The sequence below is a fragment of the Pseudomonas sp. GM84 genome (genome assembly GCF_000282535.1).
Classification (GTDB): Bacteria; Pseudomonadota; Gammaproteobacteria; order Pseudomonadales; family Pseudomonadaceae; genus Aquipseudomonas.
Map to the genome: position 1 here is coordinate 1 of NZ_AKJC01000312.1, position 19,153 is coordinate 19,153.

A 19,153-nucleotide genomic window follows, 5' to 3' on the forward strand; every position below is an offset into this window, starting at 1 on the left:
AAGCCGGCTCCCACAAGTACCCCACAGCCCTCGAGGCCTGCGCTGTTCCTGTAGGAGCCGGCTTGCCGGCGATAGGGCCAGCCGGTTCAGCCCATCATTCCAGGGCAGCCGCCGGCCCGAAGAACTCGTAACGGCTCTGCCCTTCCGGCACGCCCAACCCCTTCAGATGACGCTTGACCGCCGCCATGAAGCCCTTGGGCCCAAGGAAGTAGGCATCGACATCACGCTCGCGCGGCAGCCACTCTGCCAGCTGCTCCTGGCTCAGCAGGCCCACGGCATCAGCCTCTTGCGAACCTTCTTGCTCGGCATAGCAATAGAAGCGCTTGAGTTGCGGATGGCGCTCGGCCAATCCGTCGATCAAGTCACGGAAGGCATGCACCGCGCCATTGCGCGCACAGTGAATGAAATGCACCGGACGCTGAGTCTCGAGCGCAGACTCGAGCATGGCAAGGGTCGGCGTGATACCCACGCCGCCGCTGATCAGCACCAGCGGCTTGTCGCTGGCAGCCAGGGTGAAGTCACCGGACGGCGGGAACAGTTTCAGGGTTTCGCCGACCATCAGCTGGTCATGCAGGTAGTTGGAAACCTTGCCACCCGCTTCGCGCTTGACGCTGATGCGGTACTGCTGGCCATCGCACAGCGCCGACAGCGAATAGTTGCGACGCTGCTCGGCACCGTCGATGAACAGCTGCAAACCGATGTACTGGCCTGGCTCGGCCTTGAGCACCGGCTTGCCATCGACCGGGGCGAAATAGAAGGAGACGATTTCGCTGCTTTCCTGTTCACGGCGTACCAGTTGGAACTCGCGGGTGCCGCGCCAGCCGCCAGCGGCCTCTTCCTTCTGTTTATACAAGCCTTCTTCGGCGCCGATCAGAATGTCGGCCAGCTGGCCGTAGGCGGCGCCCCAGGCAGCGATCACTTCAGGGGTGGCGATTTCCTTGCCCAGCACTTCCTCGATGGCGCGCAGCAGGCAGCTACCGACGATCGGGTAATGCTCCGGCAGAATCTGCAAGGCCACATGCTTGTTGATGATCTGGCCAACCAGGCCGCCCAGCTGCTCCAGTTGGTCGATGTGGCGCGCATACATCAGTACACCGTTGGCCAAGGCACGCGGCTGGTCACCGCTGGCCTGGTGGGCCTGGTTGAACAGTGGGCGCACCTCGGGGTACTCGCTGAGCATCATCTTGTAGAAGTGGGTGGTCAGCGCTTCGCCGCCGGTTTCCAGCAGGGGCACGGTAGCTTTGATGATTGCACGTTGTTCGGCATTGAGCATTGCAACAACTCCTGAGCACGGGGCTTGAATAGGTTGCGTTGACCATTACAGCAATCGTGCCAACTTTTTGCGCCAGCAAAATCAGGGGCTTGACGCCGATCATGTCAAAACGACCTACCCCGGCGTATAGTCATAACGACCAACAGGAGTCTTTATGACCGCAAAGCCCTTGCTCACCGCCCTGCTCCCCCTGGTCAGCGACCTTTCCCGCGACCTGCCCGACCAGGAACGCTACCGGCGCCTGCTCCAGGCCATGCGTGGCCTGCTGCCATGCGACGCCGCCGCGCTGTTGCGCCTGGACGGCGAGTGGCTGGTGCCCCTGGCCGTCGACGGCCTTAGCGCCGACACCCTGGGGCGGCGCTTCAAGGTCAGTGAACACCCCCGCTTCCAGATCCTCCTCAGCCGCGCCGAACCCACCCGCTTTGCCAGCGACTCCGAGCTGCCCGACCCCTACGATGGCCTGGTCAACGCCCACGACGCCGCCCTGGAAGTGCACGACTGCATGGGTTGCCCACTGATGGTCGATGAACGGCCCTGGGGCCTGGTGACCCTCGACGCCCTTACTCCCGGGCAGTTCCAGAGCCTGGAGCTGGACGCCCTGCAGGCCTTCGCCAGCCTCGCGGCCGCCACCGTGACCGTGGCCGAACGCATCGAACACCTGGCCCTGCGCGCCGAAGACGAACACCACCGTGCAGAGATCTACCGCCAGGCCAGCGGCCAGGACCGGGAGCTGATCGGCCAGAGCAAGGCCCATAAACAACTGGTGGAAGAAATCCGCCTGGTCGGCAGCAGCGACCTGACCGTGCTGATCACGGGCGAAACCGGCGTAGGCAAGGAACTGGTGGCGCAAGCCCTGCACCAGGCCAGCAGCCGCGCCGACAAGCCGCTGGTCAGTCTCAACTGCGCCGCCCTGCCCGACACCCTGGTGGAGAGCGAGTTGTTCGGCCATGTGCGTGGCGCCTTCACCGGAGCCCATGGCGAGCGCCGGGGCAAGTTCGAGCTGGCCAATGGCGGCACGCTGTTTCTCGACGAAGTCGGCGAGCTGTCGCTGACCGTGCAGGCCAAGCTGCTGCGGGTGCTGCAGAGCGGGCAGCTGCAGCGCCTGGGTTCGGACCGCGATCACCGGGTCGACGTGCGCCTGATCGCCGCTACCAACCGCGACCTGGCGGCGGAAGTACGCAACGGCAATTACCGCGCCGACTTCTATCACCGCTTGAGCGTCTACCCGCTACAGGTGCCACCTCTACGCGAGCGTGGCCGCGACGTGTTGCTATTGGCCGGCTACTTCCTCGAACAGAACCGATCGCGCCTGGGCCTCAACAGCCTGCGCCTGAGCAGCGAAGCCCAGGCCGCGCTGCTGGCCTACGATTGGCCCGGCAATGTGCGTGAGCTGGAACACCTGATCGGCCGTTCGGCGCTCAAGGCCATGGGCCAACATCCTGAGCGCCCTCGCATTCTCACCCTCGAAGCCAGCGACCTCGACCTGCGCGCCGTCCCCGCCACGGCGACGGCGGCCTCCCCTGCCCTGCTGCCTGCGCCTTCACTGCCCGAGGGTGGCCTGCGCGACGCCATCGACGCCTACCAGCGCCAGGTGATCGACGCCTGCCTGCAGCGCCATCAGGACAACTGGGCCGCCGCCGCCCGCGAGCTGGGGCTGGACCGTGCCAATCTGAGCCGCCTGGCCAAGCGCTTAGGCCTGCGCTAGACGCGTTCTTACAAAAGGATTAACCCAGAAAGCCTCTGGTTGCTTCCTGCTGGGCTGCTATATCTCCCTAACCACCGGTCACAGGGCCGTTACCCGGCCCCGTTGCGCGCAACAGGTCCGCTCGCGGGGGGAGGTTGCGCGAGGCAAGGGTCGCAGACGCCGACCCGTACCGCACACCAGCAGGGAGCAAGCATGGACAACATCGTCGTCGCCGACAAGCAATCCGCCGTCGCCACCCAGAGTGCCTGGGGCAATATCACGCTCAACAGCCCGGGTGTCGTGCAGATGCCGGTGGCTCCCGACCAGGTGGCGACCGTCACCCGCCGTGGCCAGGACCTGATCGTCACCCTCAAATCAGGGGAAAAGGTCACCGTCGGCAACTTCTTCGCCGTGGACCAGGCCGGCGTCGGCAGCGACATGGTGTTCGTCGGCGAAGACGGTAGCCTGTGGCACGCCAAGTATGACGCCGCCGCCTTCACCGGTTTCACCTTCGACGAAGTGGCCTCGCTGGATGAGCTGGTGGCCGGCATCGGGGTGGCCGGCAGTGCCACGCCGACCTGGGCGATTGCCGGCCTCAGCCTGCTCGGTGTCGGCGGTGCGGCCGCCGCCGCAGACCACCACAGCAGTGGTGGCAGCAGTGGCGGTTCCTCACCTGGCGACACCACGCCACCCGCCAGTGCCATCGATCTGCTGGTATCGCCCGATGGCCTGCACCTGACCGGCCGTGGCGAAGCGGGTAGCACGATCACCGTGCGCGATGCCGCCGGCAATGTGATCGGCAGCGGCACAGTGGGCGCCGACGGCACCTTCGACGTCTCGCTGAATACACCCCAGCTCGACGGCGGCAACCTGGACGTCATCCTTACCGATGGCGCGGGCAACAGCTCGCAGGCAGGCACCGTCGGCACTCCGGACATGACCGCGCCGCAGGCCCCCGGCGAACTGGCGATCAATGGTCAGGGCACGACGTTGAGCGGGCGCACCGAACCCGGCGCCACCGTGCAAGTGCGCGGTGCCGACGGCACGCTGCTGGGCACCGCGGTGGCAGGCGCCGACGGCGCGTTCAGCGTTACCTTGCAACCTCCCCAGACCGACGGCCAGGCACTGCAGGTCACGGCCCAGGACGCCGCTGGCAACACCTCCGCCGCCGGCACCATCAGCGCCCCGAACGATGGCCTGGGCAACCCGCCGGACAGCACGCCACCCGATGCGCCCAGCGGCCTGCTGATCGATCCGACCGGCCGGCAACTCAGTGGCCGTGGCGAAGCCGGCAGCACGGTGCAGGTGCGTGATGCCCAAGGGAACCTGATCGGTAGCGGGCTGGTCGGCGCCGATGGCAATTTCAGCATTACCCTCACCCCGCCGCAGGTCGATGGCGAACAGTTGCAGGTAACGGCCACCGATGCCGCCGGCAACACCTCCACGGCCGCCGTGGTCACTGCGCCAGACATCGATCCCGGTGGCGCAGACACGACCCCGCCAGCACCGGCCAGCGGTCTGCAGGTCAGCGCCGACGGGCGTACCGTCTCAGGTCATGGTGAGGTGGGTGCCACGGTCAAGGTCCTGAACGACCAGGGCCAGGTGGTGGGCACGGCCATCGTCCAGGCCGATGGCAGCTTCAGCGTCACCCTTGACCCCGTTCAAGCCAATGGCGAACAACTGACCGTCACGCTAGTAGACGCCGCCGGCAACAGCTCACTGCCGACCCCTGTCACAGCGCCGGACATCACCCCGCCCAACGCAGCCAGCGACCTGCAACTCAGTGCCGATGGCATCACGCTCACCGGACGCGGCGAACCGGGTGCCAGCGTGCAGGTCAGCAATGCTCAGGGCGAGGTGCTGGGGACGGCTGTGGTCGACGCCAATGGCCAGTTCACCCTCACCCTGGCACCGGCCCAGACCGACGGCCAGGTGCTGGACGTGGTGTTGCGTGACGCAACGGGCAACAGCTCGACTGCAACCCTCGTCGCCCCTGACCTGGACGGTCCCCAGCAACCCTCGGCGCTGACCATCGACAGCGCCGGCCTGCACCTCACCGGCCTTGGCCAGGCGGGCTCGACCATCACCGTGCGCGGCGCCGATGGCAGCGTGCTGGGCACGGCGCAGGTGGGCGCCGACGGGCGCTTCGACGTGACCCTCGACCAGCCCCAGCGCAACGGCGAAAGCCTGAGCGTGGAGGCCACCGACAGCCTCGGCAACAGCGCCGGCCCGGTCAGCTTCACGGCGCCGGACAGCACACCGCCCCAAGCCGTCGTAAACCCGAGCATCGATGCCAGCGGCACCACCGTCACCGGCACCGGCGAACCGAACGCCACGGTCACCGTGCGCGGCCCGGACGGCAGCGTGCTGGGCACTGCAGTAGTGGCGAGCGACGGTCGCTTCGAAATCACCCTCACGCCGGCCCAGACCAACGGCCAGGCATTGACCGTTGAACAGCAAGACCCGACCGGCAACGTCTCTGCTGCGGCCGACCTGACCGCGCCGGACAGCGTGGCACCCGGCACGCCCGGAGGGCTGAGCTTGTCTGCCGATGGCACGGTTGTCTCGGGCACAGGTGAACCCGGCGCCACGGTGCAGGTCACCGGAATTGGCGGCGTGGTACTGGGCACCGCCGTGGTGGCAGCCGACGGCAGTTTCCACGTGACCCTCGACCCAGCGCAGTTGAACGGCCAAACCTTGTCGGTCACCCAGGCAGACGCGGCAGGCAATACCTCCGGCGCCGAGACCCTTACCGCCAGCGATCTTGAAGCACCGGGCATCGCCCAGGGCCTGACATTGACCGCTGGCGGGACACTGCTCGGTGGTCAGGGCGAAGCTGGTGCTACGGTGACCGTGCGCGACGCGGCCGGACAAGTGCTGGGCAGTGGCACAGTCGCCCAGGATGGCTCCTTCAGCATCACGCTGAGCCCGGCCCAGGCCAACGGCCAAGTGCTGTCGGTGGTGCTGGAAGACACCGCTGGCAACCTCTCGCCATCAGCGTCCATCACCGCCGCCGACACGACCGCTCCAGCCACACCGACCGGTCTGCAGGTGAGCGCCGACGGCACCCTGTTGCACGGCACCGGCGAAGTCGGTTCGACCGTACAAGTGCGCAATGCCAACGGTGACTTGCTGGGCACCGTGGTGGTCCCCGCAGGTGGCAACTTCACGGTGGCGCTGTCGCCTGCACAGCTGGATGGCCAACAACTGCAGATCACCCTGACCGATGCGGCCAACAATGTCTCCGGCGCAGGCCAGGCCACTGCACCCGATCACACACCGCCCACACTGGTCGATGTCACCTTCAGCGCGGACGGCACCGCCATCACCGGCCATGCACCAGGTGCAAGCAACGTCACCATCACCGGCCCCGGCGGTACGGTGACCAGCGCGACAGTGAACCCTGACGGCAGCTTCACCGTGACCCTCACCCCGCCACTGGCCAATGGCGAAACCGTGAGCGTGGTCGTCACCGACGGGGTCAACGCCTCCGCACCGTCGAACATCACCGCCCCGGATATCACCCCACCCGCAGCGGCCACCGACCTGACCGTGAGCGCCGATGGCACCACTGTTGGCGGTAACGCCGAGCCTGGCAGCACCGTCACCGTGCGCGATGGCAGCACAATTCTGGGCACCGCCACGGCCGGGCCTGACGGCGCCTTCGTGATCACGGTGAACCCGCCGCTGGCCAGCGGCGATGTCGTGCAAGTGGTGGTGGACGATGGGGCCGGTCATGAAACCCCCACCACGCTCAACGGCCTTGATGGCACTGAAGTAGCCACCCCCACCGACCTGCAGATCAGTGCCGACGGCTTCCTGCTCACCGGCGAAGGCACCGTGGGCTCGCTGATTACCGTGACCTCCGGTGGCATCACGCTGGGCACTGCCACGGTCGGCAGTGACGGCACGTTCCGGGTGTTCTTCAGCAACGCCCAGCTCAATGCGCAAACGCTGCAGGTCAGCGCCTCGCTGGACGGCAAGCTTTCGGTGCCGGCGACCATCGTGGCCGCGGACAGCACCGCGCCGGAGGCGCCGGACCAGCTCGCCCTCGACCGCAGCGGCACCACCCTCACCGGCCACGGCGAAGTGGGCGCGACCGTGCGCGTGGTGGATGCGCAAGGGACCGTGCTGGGTACCGCGACCGTGGGCAGCAATGGGCTGTTCAGCGTCAGCCTGGTGCCGCCCCAGGCCAACGGCCAGACCCTCACCGTTACCCAGGCCGACGCCGCCGGCAACACCTCGCTCGCCGCCACCCAGCAGGCGTTCGACCTGCAGGCGCCGAACGCGGCCACCGGCCTGAGCCTGAACAGCGCCGCCACCGTGGTCAGCGGCCAGGGCGAAGCGGGCGCGACGGTCACCGTGCGCGATGCCAGTGGCGCGATCCTGGCCACCGGCACGGTCAACCAGAGCGGCCAGTTCCAGATCACCCTGCCCAGTGCGCAAACCACCGGCAGTCCCTTGCAAGTCACCCTCAGCGATGCCGCCGGCAACGTGTCCGGCCCCGCCAGCCTGGCGACCCCCGACCGCACGCCACCGGCAGCGGTCAGCGACGTAGCGCTCAGCGCCGATGGCAAGCAGTTGTCCGGCAGCGGCGAAATCGGCGCCACCGTGCAGGTGCGCGATGCCGCCGGCAACGTGGTCGGCAGTGCCAGCGTAGGGGCCGATGGCCGCTTCACGGTGACCTTCGATACGCCACAGGCCAACGGCAAGGCGATCGGCGTGAGCCAGGTGGATGCCGCAGGCAACGCCTCGCCTGCCGTTTCCCTGAGCACCCCGGACCTGACACCACCGGCCGCACTGAGCAACGTGGTGCTCAACAACAATGGCCTGACCCTGACCGGTCTTGGCGAAGCCGGTGCCACCGTGACCGTGCGCGGCCCCGACGGCACCATCATCGGCAGCGGCCTGGTGGCCGCCAACGGCAGCTTCACCCTCACCCTCGATAGCGCCCAGCTCAATGCCCAGCATTTGAGCGTGACCCAGACCGATGCCGGCAACAACACCTCGGTCGCCGTCGCTGTCACCGCGCCGGACTTCACCCCACCGCCAGCGCCCAGCGCCTTGGCCCTGGCCGGCAGCGGCCTGCAACTGAGCGGCAACGCCGAAGCGGGCAGCACGGTCAGCGTGCGCGATGCCGCAGGCAATCTGCTCGGCACTGCCGTGGCCAACGCCAACGGCACCTTCCAGGTCACCCTGAACAGTCCCCAGACCAACGGCCAGACCTTGCAGGTCAGCGCCACCGATGCCGCAGGCAACGTCTCGGCCAGCACGCCGTACACCGCTGCCGACACCACCCCACCCGCCGCCGTCGCCAACCTGGCCGTCTCGGTCGATGGCGCCACCCTGACCGGCACGGGTGAAGCGGGTGCCACGGTCACCGTGCGTGCCCCAGACGGCAGCGCCCTCGGTACGACCACGGTCGGCAGCGATGGCCGCTTCAGCGTCAGCCTCGCCCCGGCGGCGTCTGCCGGTGAAAGCCTCAGCGTCACCCAGGCCGATGCCGCGCAGAACGTGTCGCCGCCGCAGACGGTCAATGCACCCGGCAACCTGGCACCCGACACCCCCGACAACCTGGTGCTGTCTGCCGATGGCCTGGTGCTCACCGGCAGCACCACCCCGGGCAGCACGGTCAATGTCTACGGTCCCGGCGGCACGCTGCTGGGCACGGCCCTGGTCGGCAACGACGGCACCTTCAGCGTCAACCTCGGCAGCGCCCAGGCCAATGGCGAAGTCCTGCAGGTCAGCGCCGTGGGCACTGATGGCAGCGCCTCGCTGCCGGCCACCTTGCAGGCACCGGACAGCACCGCCCCGCAACCGCTGACCAACCTGGTACTGGCCAACGACGGCCTGACCCTCAGCGGCCGGGGGGAGCCGGGCGCCACCGTCACCGTGATCGGTGAAGGCGGGATCGACCTTGGCCGTGGCGTGGTCGATGCCAACGGCAATTTCAGCATTGGTTTGAGCAGCGCGCAGATCAACGGCCAACACCTCGGCGCCAGCCAGACGGACGCCGCAGGCAACGAGTCGAACAGTGTCAGCCTGACCGCGCCCGACCGCGTGGCCCCCGATGCCGCCGCCAACCTCGCCTTCAGCGCAGGTGGCAGCTTGCTCAACGGTACCGGTGAGGCCGGCAGCACGGTGAAAGTGCTGGCCGCCGACGGCAGCGTGCTGGGCAGCGCCGTGGTCCGTGGCGACGGCACCTTCCAGGTCAGCCTCAGTGCGCCCCAGGCCAATGGCCAGCCCGTGCAAGTGGTGTTGACCGACGCCGCCGGCAACCAGTCGAATCCAAGCCCGATCACGGCGCCAGACACCACCCCACCCGCCGCGCCGACCGAGCTGGCGATCTCCAGCGATGGCATTACCCTGACCGGCCGTGGCGAGGCGGGGGCGCTGGTCAGCGTGCGCAACCCGGCCGGTGTCGAGATTGGCACGGCGCAGGTCGATGCCAGCGGCCATTTCACCATCACCCTCACCCCGGCGCTGGGCAATGCCGAGTTGCTGAGCGTCAGCCAGACCGACGCCGCCGGCAACGTGTCGGCCATCGCCACCTTGCAAACCCCCGACTTCACGCCGCCTGCCGCCCTCACCGATGTGCTGATCAACGCCGACGGCAGCGTCGTCACCGGTCGCGGCGAAGTGGGGGCGACCGTGACCGTGACCAACGCCGCCGGCGTGATCCTGGGCACCACCCTGGTGCTCGCCGATGGCAGCTTCAGCGTCCAGCTGACGCCACCGCAGATCAACCAGCAGGTGCTGTCGGTGCAGCAGGCCGATCCACCCGGCAACATCAGCGCGCCGGTCACGGTCGATGCACCGGACCTGACGCCGCCCGCAGCGGCAGTGGAGCTGCACCTGAACGCCAGCGGCGACCAGCTCAGCGGCACCGGCGAAGCCGGCACCACCGTGCGCGTGTTCGTCGGCGCCCTGGAGATCGGCACCGCCACGGTCGCCGCCAACGGCACCTTCGTGGTCAACCTCAATACACCGCAACTCAATGGCGAACGGCTGCAAGTGAGCCTGGTGGACGCCAGCGGCAACGTATCGCCGATCGGCACGATCACGGCGGTCGATATCACGCCACCGGCGAGCGTGATTGCCACGCTCAATGCCAGTGGCACGCAGCTCATCGGCACAGGCGAGGCGGGCACTCGCGTCACCGTGATGAACAACCATGGCGATCTGGTCGGCCAAGGCGTGGTCAATGCCGACGGCACCTTCGTGCTCAACCTCACCACGGCACAGATCAATGGCCAGGTACTGACCGTCATTGCCCAGGATGCCACCGGCAACCCTTCGCCACCGCTGCAACTGACCGCGCCCGACCTGACTCCGCCGGTACAGCCCGGCAACCTGACCCTGACCGGCAATGGCACATTGCTCAGCGGTACGGGTGAAGCGGGCACCACCATCACCGTACGCGACCCCTCCGGCACGGTGGTCGGTACCGTCACGGTGCCGGCAGGCGGCGAGTTCACCGTCACCCTGAGCCCGACACAGAACAACGGCCACCTGCTGACGGTGATTTCCACCGACCCCGCTGGCAACACCTCGCTGCCGGCCGAGTACCAGACCGTCGACACCGCCCCGCCCGGCACCGTGACCAACCTCGCCGTCAACAACACCTATGACATCCTCACCGGGCGTGGCGAAGTGGGTGCGACCGTGACGGTCAGCTTCGGCGGCGTGGTAATCGGCACCGGTCAGGTCGACAGCGGCGGCAATTTTTCGATCAACCTGCAACCGGCACCCGGTTCAGGCGCGTCCCTGGCCGTTACCCAGACCGATGCTGCCAACAACACCTCGGCGGTAGCGACTTATTCCACACCACTGGTACCACCACCGGAACCACCCACCGATGTAGCGCTGGCCGCCGACGGCCTGACCCTGTCGGGTAGCGCCGCCACCGGCGCGTCGATCCGCGTCTACGACGCCGCCGGCAACCTGATCGGCAGCGGCGTGGCGAACATCCTTGACGGTGGCTTCACCCTGACCCTGAACACCGCCCAGCTCAACGGGCAACACTTGACGGTGACGGCGGTGTCGCTGCTCGGTGGCGAGTCGCAGCCGATATTCGTCACGGCGGCCGACATCACGCCTCCGGCCAACCCGCTGGTCACCGCACTGTCGGCCAACGGCCTGGTGCTGAGCGGTAGCGGTGAAGCCGGCGCGACTGTCACCGTGCGGGACGCGGCCGGCAACGTGCTCGGCACTGGCCTGGTCAACGGTGCCGGGCAGTTCAGCATCAACCTCGGCAGCCCCCAGCTCAACGGCCAGGTACTGAACCTGAGCCAGGCCGATGCGGCGCAGAACGTGTCCGCCAGCACCAGCTTCACCGCGCCGGACACCCAGGCGCCGCTGGCGCCGAGCAACCTGGCGATCAATGCCGGTGGTACCGTGCTCACCGGTAACGGCAAGCCGGGTGCGACCGTGACCGTGCAAGGCCCCGGTGGCCAGCTGGGCACTGCCATCGTGCAAAGCGACGGCACCTTCAGCGTCACCCTGACCACCCCCCAAAACGATGGCCAGGCCTTGGTGATTCGCCAGTCGGACGCCGCCGGCAACTTGTCCACCAGCACGGCCATCACCGCGCCCGACACAACAGCGCCAGCCGCGCCGGTGGCCAACATCAACGCCACCGGCACCACGGTGACCGGTTCTGGCCAGATCGGCAGCACGGTCACCGTGCGCAACAGTGCCGGCACCGTGCTCGGCACCGCCATCGTGGGCAGCAACGGCCTGTTCGTGGTCAGCCTGGCCGCGGCACAGATCGACCACCAGGCCCTGAGCGTCACCCTCACCGATGCGGCGGGCAATGTCTCGACCGGTACTTCACTGACCGCGCCGGACCTCACCCCGCCTGCAGTCGCCAGCAACCTGGTGATCAGTGCCGATGGCAGCACCCTCACCGGCAGCGGCGAACCCGGCGCCACCGTCACCGTGCGCAGTGCCAGCGGCACCGTGCTGCAGACCGCGACCGTACAACCCGACGGCACCTTCACCGTCACCCTGAGCCCTGCCCAGGACAACGGCCAGGTGCTGTCGATAACCCTGACCGACCCACGCAACAACACCTCCGGCAACGTCAGCATCACCGCCCCGGACATCGATGCCAATGCGCCGGTGATCGCCAGCGACAACCTGGCCACGGCCACCGTCAACCTGGCGCCGGTGGTCAGCCATCAGACCTACAACGACAGCTTCACCACCTTGCTGTCCGGCTTCAGCAAGACCTTCACCTGGACGGTCGGCGCCGGCGCCACGGTGGACCCGACCCTGACCCTGACCACCAACAGCGCCCTGGCCCTGCTCAACAACGCCACCTTCACCCTGCAGGTGAAGGACGCCTCCGGCGCCTGGGTGACCTTGGCCACCGGCACCAGCCAGGGCCTGCTGGACCTGATCCTGCTGCCGCTGGGCCAGGGCATCCGCGTCGACATCGGCGTGCTGCAGGCCGGCGAGTACCGCCTGACCGTCGGCAGTGGCGGCATTGGCCTGATCACCAACGTCACCACCACCCTGGACATCGATACCACCAACCTGACCCAGTTCACCGGCACCGGCACACCGGTGTCCGGCAACGTCATCAGCGACCCCGGTGTCGATGGCAGCACCGATGCCCGCGGCCCGGACAGCGCCGCCGTGCTGCAGGTGCTGAAGAACGGCAGCTACGTCAGCGCCGGCAGCGCCACCGAAGTGCAAGGCTTGTACGGCACCCTGGTGATCCGCGCCGACGGCACCTACACCTATACGCCGAACGGCACGCCGTCCAGCGTCGGCAAGGTGGATGTGTTCAGCTACCAGCTGGTGCACAGCAACGGCCTGACCGATAGCGCCAACCTCTATGTGCGCATCGACAGCCCGCAAGCCTCGGAGATCTGGAGCGACAGCAACCTCAGCGCACCGGCCACGGTGGTGGATGCGGTCAACGATGTCGACAGTACCCACATCACCCTGGCCAACCGGGTCGACAGCAGCAGCGCTACCCTGGGCACCCTGAGCCTACCGGTGATCGGCTCGCGCCAGGCCATCTACACCACCACGGTCGCCGCCGACACCAGCGCCGACCTGCAAGTGGTGATCAACTCGACCAACCTGCTGACCCTGCTCGGCAACACCACCATCGCCTTGTACAAGCTCAATACCAGCACCGGCCAATACGTCCTGGTGCAGTCGGTACCGGGCAGCTCGCTGCTGACCCTGCTAGGGGGTGGCGCCGCCTATACCTTCACCGGCCAGGGTGCCGGCAGCTACCAGGTCCGCGTCGGCTCCAGCGGTATCGGCCTGCTCAGTTCGATCACCACCAGCCTCAACACCACCACCACGCATCTCACCGAGTTCGTGGTCGGCGGCTACACCGCCGTGAACGGCAACCTGATCACCGACCCCGCCGGGGCCGACAACCTGGGTTCCTCGCTCACCGTGCTGAGCGTGCTGGTCGCGGGCAATACCTACGCCGTCCCTGGCCACAACGGCATCACCGTGGCCGGCACCTACGGTTCGCTGCTGGTGCATGCCGACGGCAGCTACACCTACACCCTCAACAATGGGCTCACTTCGGCGGTGATCGGCCAGCACGACACCTTCACCTACGAACTGACCCACCCCAACGGCACCAGCGACACCGCCACCCTCACCATCAACCTGGACGGTGCCACAGGCTTCACTGCCACCTCCTCGATGCTGGCCGACAGCGGCGACGACGGCACGGCACTGGTCGCGGCGGCGGCCTCCAGCGAAGTCATCGCCGGCACCGACGGCAACGACCACCTCGATGGCAGCCAGGGTGGCCACATCACCCTGCAAGGCGGCGCGGGGGACGACACCCTGGTGGTGGTCGACCAGCAGTTCGCCAGCGTCGACGGCGGCACCGGCACCGACACCCTGTTGTGGGGCGGCGGCGATGCCAGCATCGACCTGGGTAACCTGGTCGGGCGCGTCCACGACATCGAGATCATCGACCTCAACGACACCAGCTCGGTAGCGCTGACCCTCAACCTGGCGGACGTGGTGGCAATCACCGAAACCGGCAAGGACACCCTGATCATCAAAGGGGATGAAAAAGACTCGGTTCACCTCACCGACAGTTGGACCCTGACCGGCAGCCCGAGCGCAGACGGCGTCGACTACAACCAGTACACGGCCCAGGAGGACCCGAGCCACCACCTGTGGGTACAGAACGGCATCCATGTCGTCTGAAGGCGCAGCAACCCGCCGGGCATCACGCCCGGCGGCATGGACGAACAGCAGTAAGGGCATTTCGTGAAGCGACGCAGTCCGCTGTCACCGCTGTTGCTGGGAGCCCTCGGGCTCCTGGTGATCACTATCAACCCGGTTGCCCTGGCAGCCGATGACATAGATCCCACGCTGCGCACCATCGGGCCATCGCTGCTGCGCGATGCCCCCGACGCCATTCCCGCCCGTCCCCCGTCCGGCCAGGCCGCCTCCCAGGGCGATCGGCTGGGGCTGGCCGAGGCCGTGCTGGCCGCCGCGCAGTGGCACCCGAGCATCGCCGAGGCCATCGGCAACCTGTACAAGCAAGGCGAAGGCATCAACGTTGCCCGCGCCGGTTACTACCCGCAGATTTCCGGAGGTATCCGCACCGGTTACGACTCCGGCTACGGCGGCGACCGCAACAGCCAGGCCCTGAACCTGTCGCTTAAACAGATGCTCTACGATTTCGGCAAGGTCGACAGCGCCGTCGATGCGGCCCATGCCGCCGCCACCCGCGCCCAGGCCAATATCCTGCTGGTGCTCGATGACCTGGCCCGTGACACCGCCTACGCCTGGATCGAAACCCGTCGCTACGAGCAGTTGATGGTCATCGCCCGCGAACAGATCCGCGGGGTCGATGACATCGCCGGCATGGCACGCCAGCGCAGCGACATGGGTGCCAGCACCCGCTCCGATGTGGTCCAGGCCGAGTCGCGGGTAGAAGGCGCACGCGCCACCCTCGAGGAGTACCAGGCGCAGTACCAGCGCTGGCGCTCGATCCTGGCTGCCCTGCTTGGCCGCGTGTCGCCACCGGCACTGGCCGAAGAAACGCCCCCTGAACTGAACCAGGCCTGCAAGCGCCCGGCCCAGGGCGACGACCGCCTGCCCGCCGTGCTCATGGCCCTGGCCCTGCGCGCGCAGTCCAAGGCGGAGCTGGCCCAGGCCAAGGCCGAAGCCTACCCGACCCTGTCGCTGCAACCGCAGGTCAACCATTACCTGGACAACGACTACAACCGCGACAACCACAGCCTCGACCGGACCCAGGCCGGCATCTACCTGAACCTGGAGGTGCCGATCTACCAGGGCGGCGCCATCAGCGCCCGCACCCGCGCCGCCGGCCATGCCCTGAGCGCTGCCGATTCCGCCGAGGATGCCGCGCGCCTGCAGGCCCGTCGTGGCCTCGCCGAAGCCATGGCGCAGACCGCCGGGCTGGGCCGCCGGCTGAACTCGCTGGAAGCCCGCCAGGTCAGCATCCAGGAGGCGCGCATGCTCTATGGCCGGCAGTACCTGGACCTGGGCACACGGCCGCTGCTCGACCTGCTCAACGCCGAGCAGGAAATCTATCAGTCACGTTTCGACCTCGCCGGCACGCGCTCCGACCTGCTGCGCCTGGATGTCGACTGCCTGTACAACACCGGCGCCCTGCGCAGCGCGCTGGGTCTGGAAGGGCGCAACCTGCAAGGGGTGGAGATCGAGCCATGAACCAAACCGTCAATCCGAGCCAGGCCAATCCCCAGCACAACGCCGAACAGGCAGTGGCCGAGCGCCCCGACCTCGGGCCTTGGCTTGAGGTGATGCTCCAGGTCGCCCACCACTACCGCCTGGACGTCTCGCCCCAGCGCATCCGCCTGGCGGCGGTGGAGGATGCCCGGCCGCTGGACGAGATCCTCCGCCACATGGCGCGCCAGGCGGGCCTTGCGCTGCGCTTCGTGCGTTTCGACGCCAAGGCCCTCAAGCAGTGGCGCACGCCGTTGGTGCTGGAGCTCGATGATGGCCAGCTGGCGGTGGTCGAAGCGGTGACCGAGGAAAACGAGCTGGCAGTGGTGTTCGCCGGCGACCAGCGGCTGACCTCGCGCCTGCCGCGCGCCGCGCTCGAAGGGCGCATCAACCGGGTCGCGCTGATGCGCCCGGCGCGGCCCCTGCGCGATGTGCGCACCGACGACTACACCGCGCCCTACGACCGCCACTGGTTCGCCCGCATCGTGCTGCGCGACCTGCGCCCCTACGGGCAAGTGATGGTCGCGTCCCTGGTGGCCAACGTGCTGGCCCTGGCCGGCGTGCTGTTTTCCATGCAGGTGTACGACCGGGTGATCCCCGCCGAATCGTTGCCGACCCTGTACGTGTTGTTCGGCGGCGTGGTGCTGGCGCTGGTGTTCGATTTCAGCATGCGCCTGCTGCGCCTGAAGGTGACCGACCTGCTCGGCAAGCGCGCCGACCTGCGCGTGTCGGACCTCGTTTATGGCCATGCCCTGCGCTTGCGCAACTCGGCACGGCCCAAGTCCACCGGCTCGTTCATCTCGCAATTGCGCGAGCTGGAGTCGATCCGCGACCTGATTACGTCGAGCACCGCCACGGCGCTGGCCGACCTGCCGTTCTTCTTGCTGTTCCTGTTCGTGTTCTGGCTGATTGGCGGGGTGCTGGTGCTCATTCCGCTGGTGGCGCTGCTGGCCATGGTGCTGCCGGGCCTGCTCGCGCAGCGGCGGCTGGCGCGCCTGGCCAACGCCTCGATGCGCGAGTCGTCGCTGCGCAATGCCATGCTGGTGGAGAGCATCCAGGGCCTGGACGAAATCAAGGCGCTGCAGGCCGAGGCGCGGTTCGAGCGGCAGTGGAACCAGTACAACGCCGCCTGCGCCCACACCAACCTGCGCCTGCGTACCCTGACCAACGGCCTGGTGACCTGGACGCAGAACGTGCAGGGCGCGGTGTTCGCGGTGGTCATCGTCATCGGTGCGCCCATGGTGATTGCCGGCGACCTCACCACCGGGAGCCTGGTGGCCGCGTCGATGCTGTCGTCGCGAATGATGGCGCCACTGGCCCAGCTCACCCATGTGCTGACCCGCTGGCAGCAGGCCAAGGTGGCCCTGCAAGGCCTGGACAAGCTGATGCAGTCGCCGGTCGACCACCCCGAGGGCGAAGCCCGGGTGCACCTTCCCGCCATCCGCGGCGAGTACAAGCTGCGCCAGGCCAGCTTCCGCTATGAGGCCGAAGCGCCCCCGGTGCTGAACATCGGCCAGCTGGACATCCAGCCGGGCGAACGCATCGCCGTGCTGGGGCGCAATGGCGCGGGCAAGTCGACCTTGCTGCAGGCCTTGGGCGGGGCCATGGACCTGGCCCAGGGCGAGGTCAGCCTGGACGGCATCGCCCTGGCCCACCTCGACCCGGCCGACCTGCGCCGCGACGTCGGCCTGCTGCCCCAGTACGCCAAGCTGTTCCACGGCACCCTGCGGGAAAACCTCACCCTCGGCGCCGGCCAGGCCAGCGATCAGGAACTGGTCGCCGCGCTGGCCGCCACCGGCGCCCTGGACTTTGTCCGGCGCCTGCCCAAGGGCATGGACCACTTGATTCTCGAAGGCGGGCTGGGCCTGTCGGGCGGCCAGCGCCAGGCCCTGGTGCTGTCTCGCCTGCTGGTGCGCCAGCCGCAGGTGCTGCTGCTGGACGAACCCACCGCCTCGCTGGACGACATGACCGAGCGCAAGCTGCTCGATAACCTCGACCGCTTCTGCCAGGGCCGCACCCTGGTGATCGCCACCCACCGCTTGAGCGTGCTGCAGCGGGTCGAGCGGATCATCGTGCTCGATGGCGGGCGCATCGTCATCGACGACAGCCGCGACGCGGCCCTGGCCAAACTGCAAGGAGGCCAGGCATGAGCAACCATGAACTCCCCGCGTCCTACCTGGATGGCCAGGACGACCAGGCCGTGCTGCGCGCAGGGCGGGTCATCATCCTGTGTGCGCTGATGCTCGCCGCGTTCCTCGGCTGGGCCGCCTGGTTCGAGGTGACCGAAGTGTCGACCGGCACCGGCAAGGTAATCCCCAGCTCGCGGGAACAGGTGATCCAGTCGTTCGAAGGCGGCATCGTCGCCGAGATGAACGTGGCCGAGGGCGACCTGGTGGAACGCGGTCAGGTGCTGGCCCAGCTCGACCCGACCAAGACCGCTTCCAGTGTTGGCGAAAGCGAAGCCAAGTACCGGGCGGCCAAGGCCAGTGTGGCGCGGCTGCGCGCCGAGGTGACCGGCAAGCCGTTGAGCTTCCCCGACAGCCTGCGTGATTCGCCCGAGCTGATCGAGGCCGAAACCGCCCTGTACGAAACCCGCCGTCGCGGCCTGGAGCAGACCCTGGCGGGCATCGAGGACTCGCTGCGGCTGGTGCGCAGCGAGCTGAAGATCACCGAAAACCTGGCCAAGATGGGCGCCTCCAGCCGGGTCGAGGTGATCCGCCTGAACCGCCAGCGTTCGGAGCTGGAACTCAAGGCCAACGAAGCGCGTTCCGACTACCTGGTGCGCGCCCGGGAAGAGCTGGCCAAGGCCAGCGCCGAGGCCGACAGCCTGTCGGAAGTGATCCGCGGGCGCAGTGATTCGCTGTCGCGCCTGACCCTGCGCTCGCCGGTGCGCGGCATCGTCAAGGACATCGAGGTCAACACCTTGGGCGGTGTGGTGCAGCCGGGCGGGCAGGTGATGAAGATCGTGCCGATGGACGAGCGGCTGCTGATCGAAACCCGCATCGCGCCACGGGACATCGCCTTCATCCATCCCGACCAGGCGGCCAAGGTGAAGATCAGTGCCTATGACTACTCGGTGTATGGCGGGCTGGATGGCAAGGTGGTGGGGATTTCACCGGATACCCTGCAGGATGAGGTGAAGCCGGAGATCTACTATTACCGGGTGTTCATCCGTACCGAGCAGGACAGCCTGCAGAACAAGGCCGGCAAGCGCTTTGCCATCGTGCCGGGGATGATTGCCACGGTGGATATCCGCACGGGTGAAAAGACCATTCTCGATTACCTGATCAAGCCGCTGAACCGGGCCAAGGAGGCCTTGCGCGAGCGCTAGGGGCATGCCGATGGTTGTGTGGTGGAGTCGAGATCGAGCGCCGCCCGCGCGGCGCATCGCGGATAAATCCGCTCCTACATTTGTTGCAACGTACCGATGCCTGATAGGCCATGGTTGTCAGCCTTGTTGGTATGACGCGATATCTCGGCGGGCG

Annotated in this window: 6 protein-coding genes; 5 read left to right on the forward strand and 1 reads right to left on the reverse strand. The window is 67.7% G+C overall.

What is annotated here, in order from left to right; translation table 11 throughout:
* Nucleotides 1–94: 94 nt before the first annotated feature.
* A complete protein-coding gene (hmpA, locus tag PMI38_RS22050) occupies nt 95–1,273 on the reverse strand; it encodes an NO-inducible flavohemoprotein (RefSeq protein ID WP_008099023.1) in 1,179 nt (392 codons plus the stop codon).
* 154 nt (nt 1,274–1,427) lie between these two features.
* Between hmpA and norR the strand changes: the two genes are divergently transcribed.
* The 5 genes from norR to PMI38_RS22075 all read left to right on the forward strand — a co-directional run bounded on the left by norR (nt 1,428) and on the right by PMI38_RS22075 (nt 18,999).
* A complete protein-coding gene (gene norR / locus PMI38_RS22055) occupies nt 1,428–2,978 on the forward strand; it encodes a nitric oxide reductase transcriptional regulator NorR (protein WP_008099024.1) in 1,551 nt (516 codons plus the stop codon).
* 192 nt (nt 2,979–3,170) lie between these two features.
* Nucleotides 3,171–14,156, forward strand: a complete 10,986-nt coding sequence (locus tag PMI38_RS22060; RefSeq protein ID WP_008099026.1) for a BapA/Bap/LapF family large adhesin — start codon at nt 3,171–3,173, stop codon at nt 14,154–14,156.
* Between the two features lie 63 nt (nt 14,157–14,219).
* A complete protein-coding gene (locus tag PMI38_RS22065) occupies nt 14,220–15,653 on the forward strand; it encodes a TolC family outer membrane protein (protein WP_008099028.1) in 1,434 nt (477 codons plus the stop codon).
* On the forward strand, nt 15,650–17,818 hold the full coding sequence (locus PMI38_RS22070) for a type I secretion system permease/ATPase (protein WP_008099030.1): 2,169 nt from the start codon (nt 15,650–15,652) through the stop codon (nt 17,816–17,818). Before PMI38_RS22065 ends, PMI38_RS22070 begins: the two co-directional genes overlap by 4 nt.
* Nucleotides 17,815–18,999, forward strand: coding sequence for an HlyD family type I secretion periplasmic adaptor subunit (locus PMI38_RS22075; protein ID WP_008099032.1), 1,185 nt, complete (start codon nt 17,815–17,817; stop codon nt 18,997–18,999). Before PMI38_RS22070 ends, PMI38_RS22075 begins: the two co-directional genes overlap by 4 nt.
* Nucleotides 19,000–19,153 lie beyond the last annotated feature (154 nt).

Excerpts from the sequence above, each read along its gene's own strand:
- hmpA (WP_008099023.1), bottom strand. The coding sequence starts at position 1,273 with ATGCTCAATGCCGAACAACGTGCAATCATCAAAGCTACCGTGCCCCTG.
- norR (WP_008099024.1), top strand. The coding sequence starts at position 1,428 with ATGACCGCAAAGCCCTTGCTCACCGCCCTGCTCCCCCTGGTCAGCGAC.
- PMI38_RS22060 (WP_008099026.1), top strand. The coding sequence starts at position 3,171 with ATGGACAACATCGTCGTCGCCGACAAGCAATCCGCCGTCGCCACCCAG.
- PMI38_RS22070 (WP_008099030.1), top strand. The coding sequence starts at position 15,650 with ATGAACCAAACCGTCAATCCGAGCCAGGCCAATCCCCAGCACAACGCC.
- PMI38_RS22075 (WP_008099032.1), top strand. The coding sequence starts at position 17,815 with ATGAGCAACCATGAACTCCCCGCGTCCTACCTGGATGGCCAGGACGAC.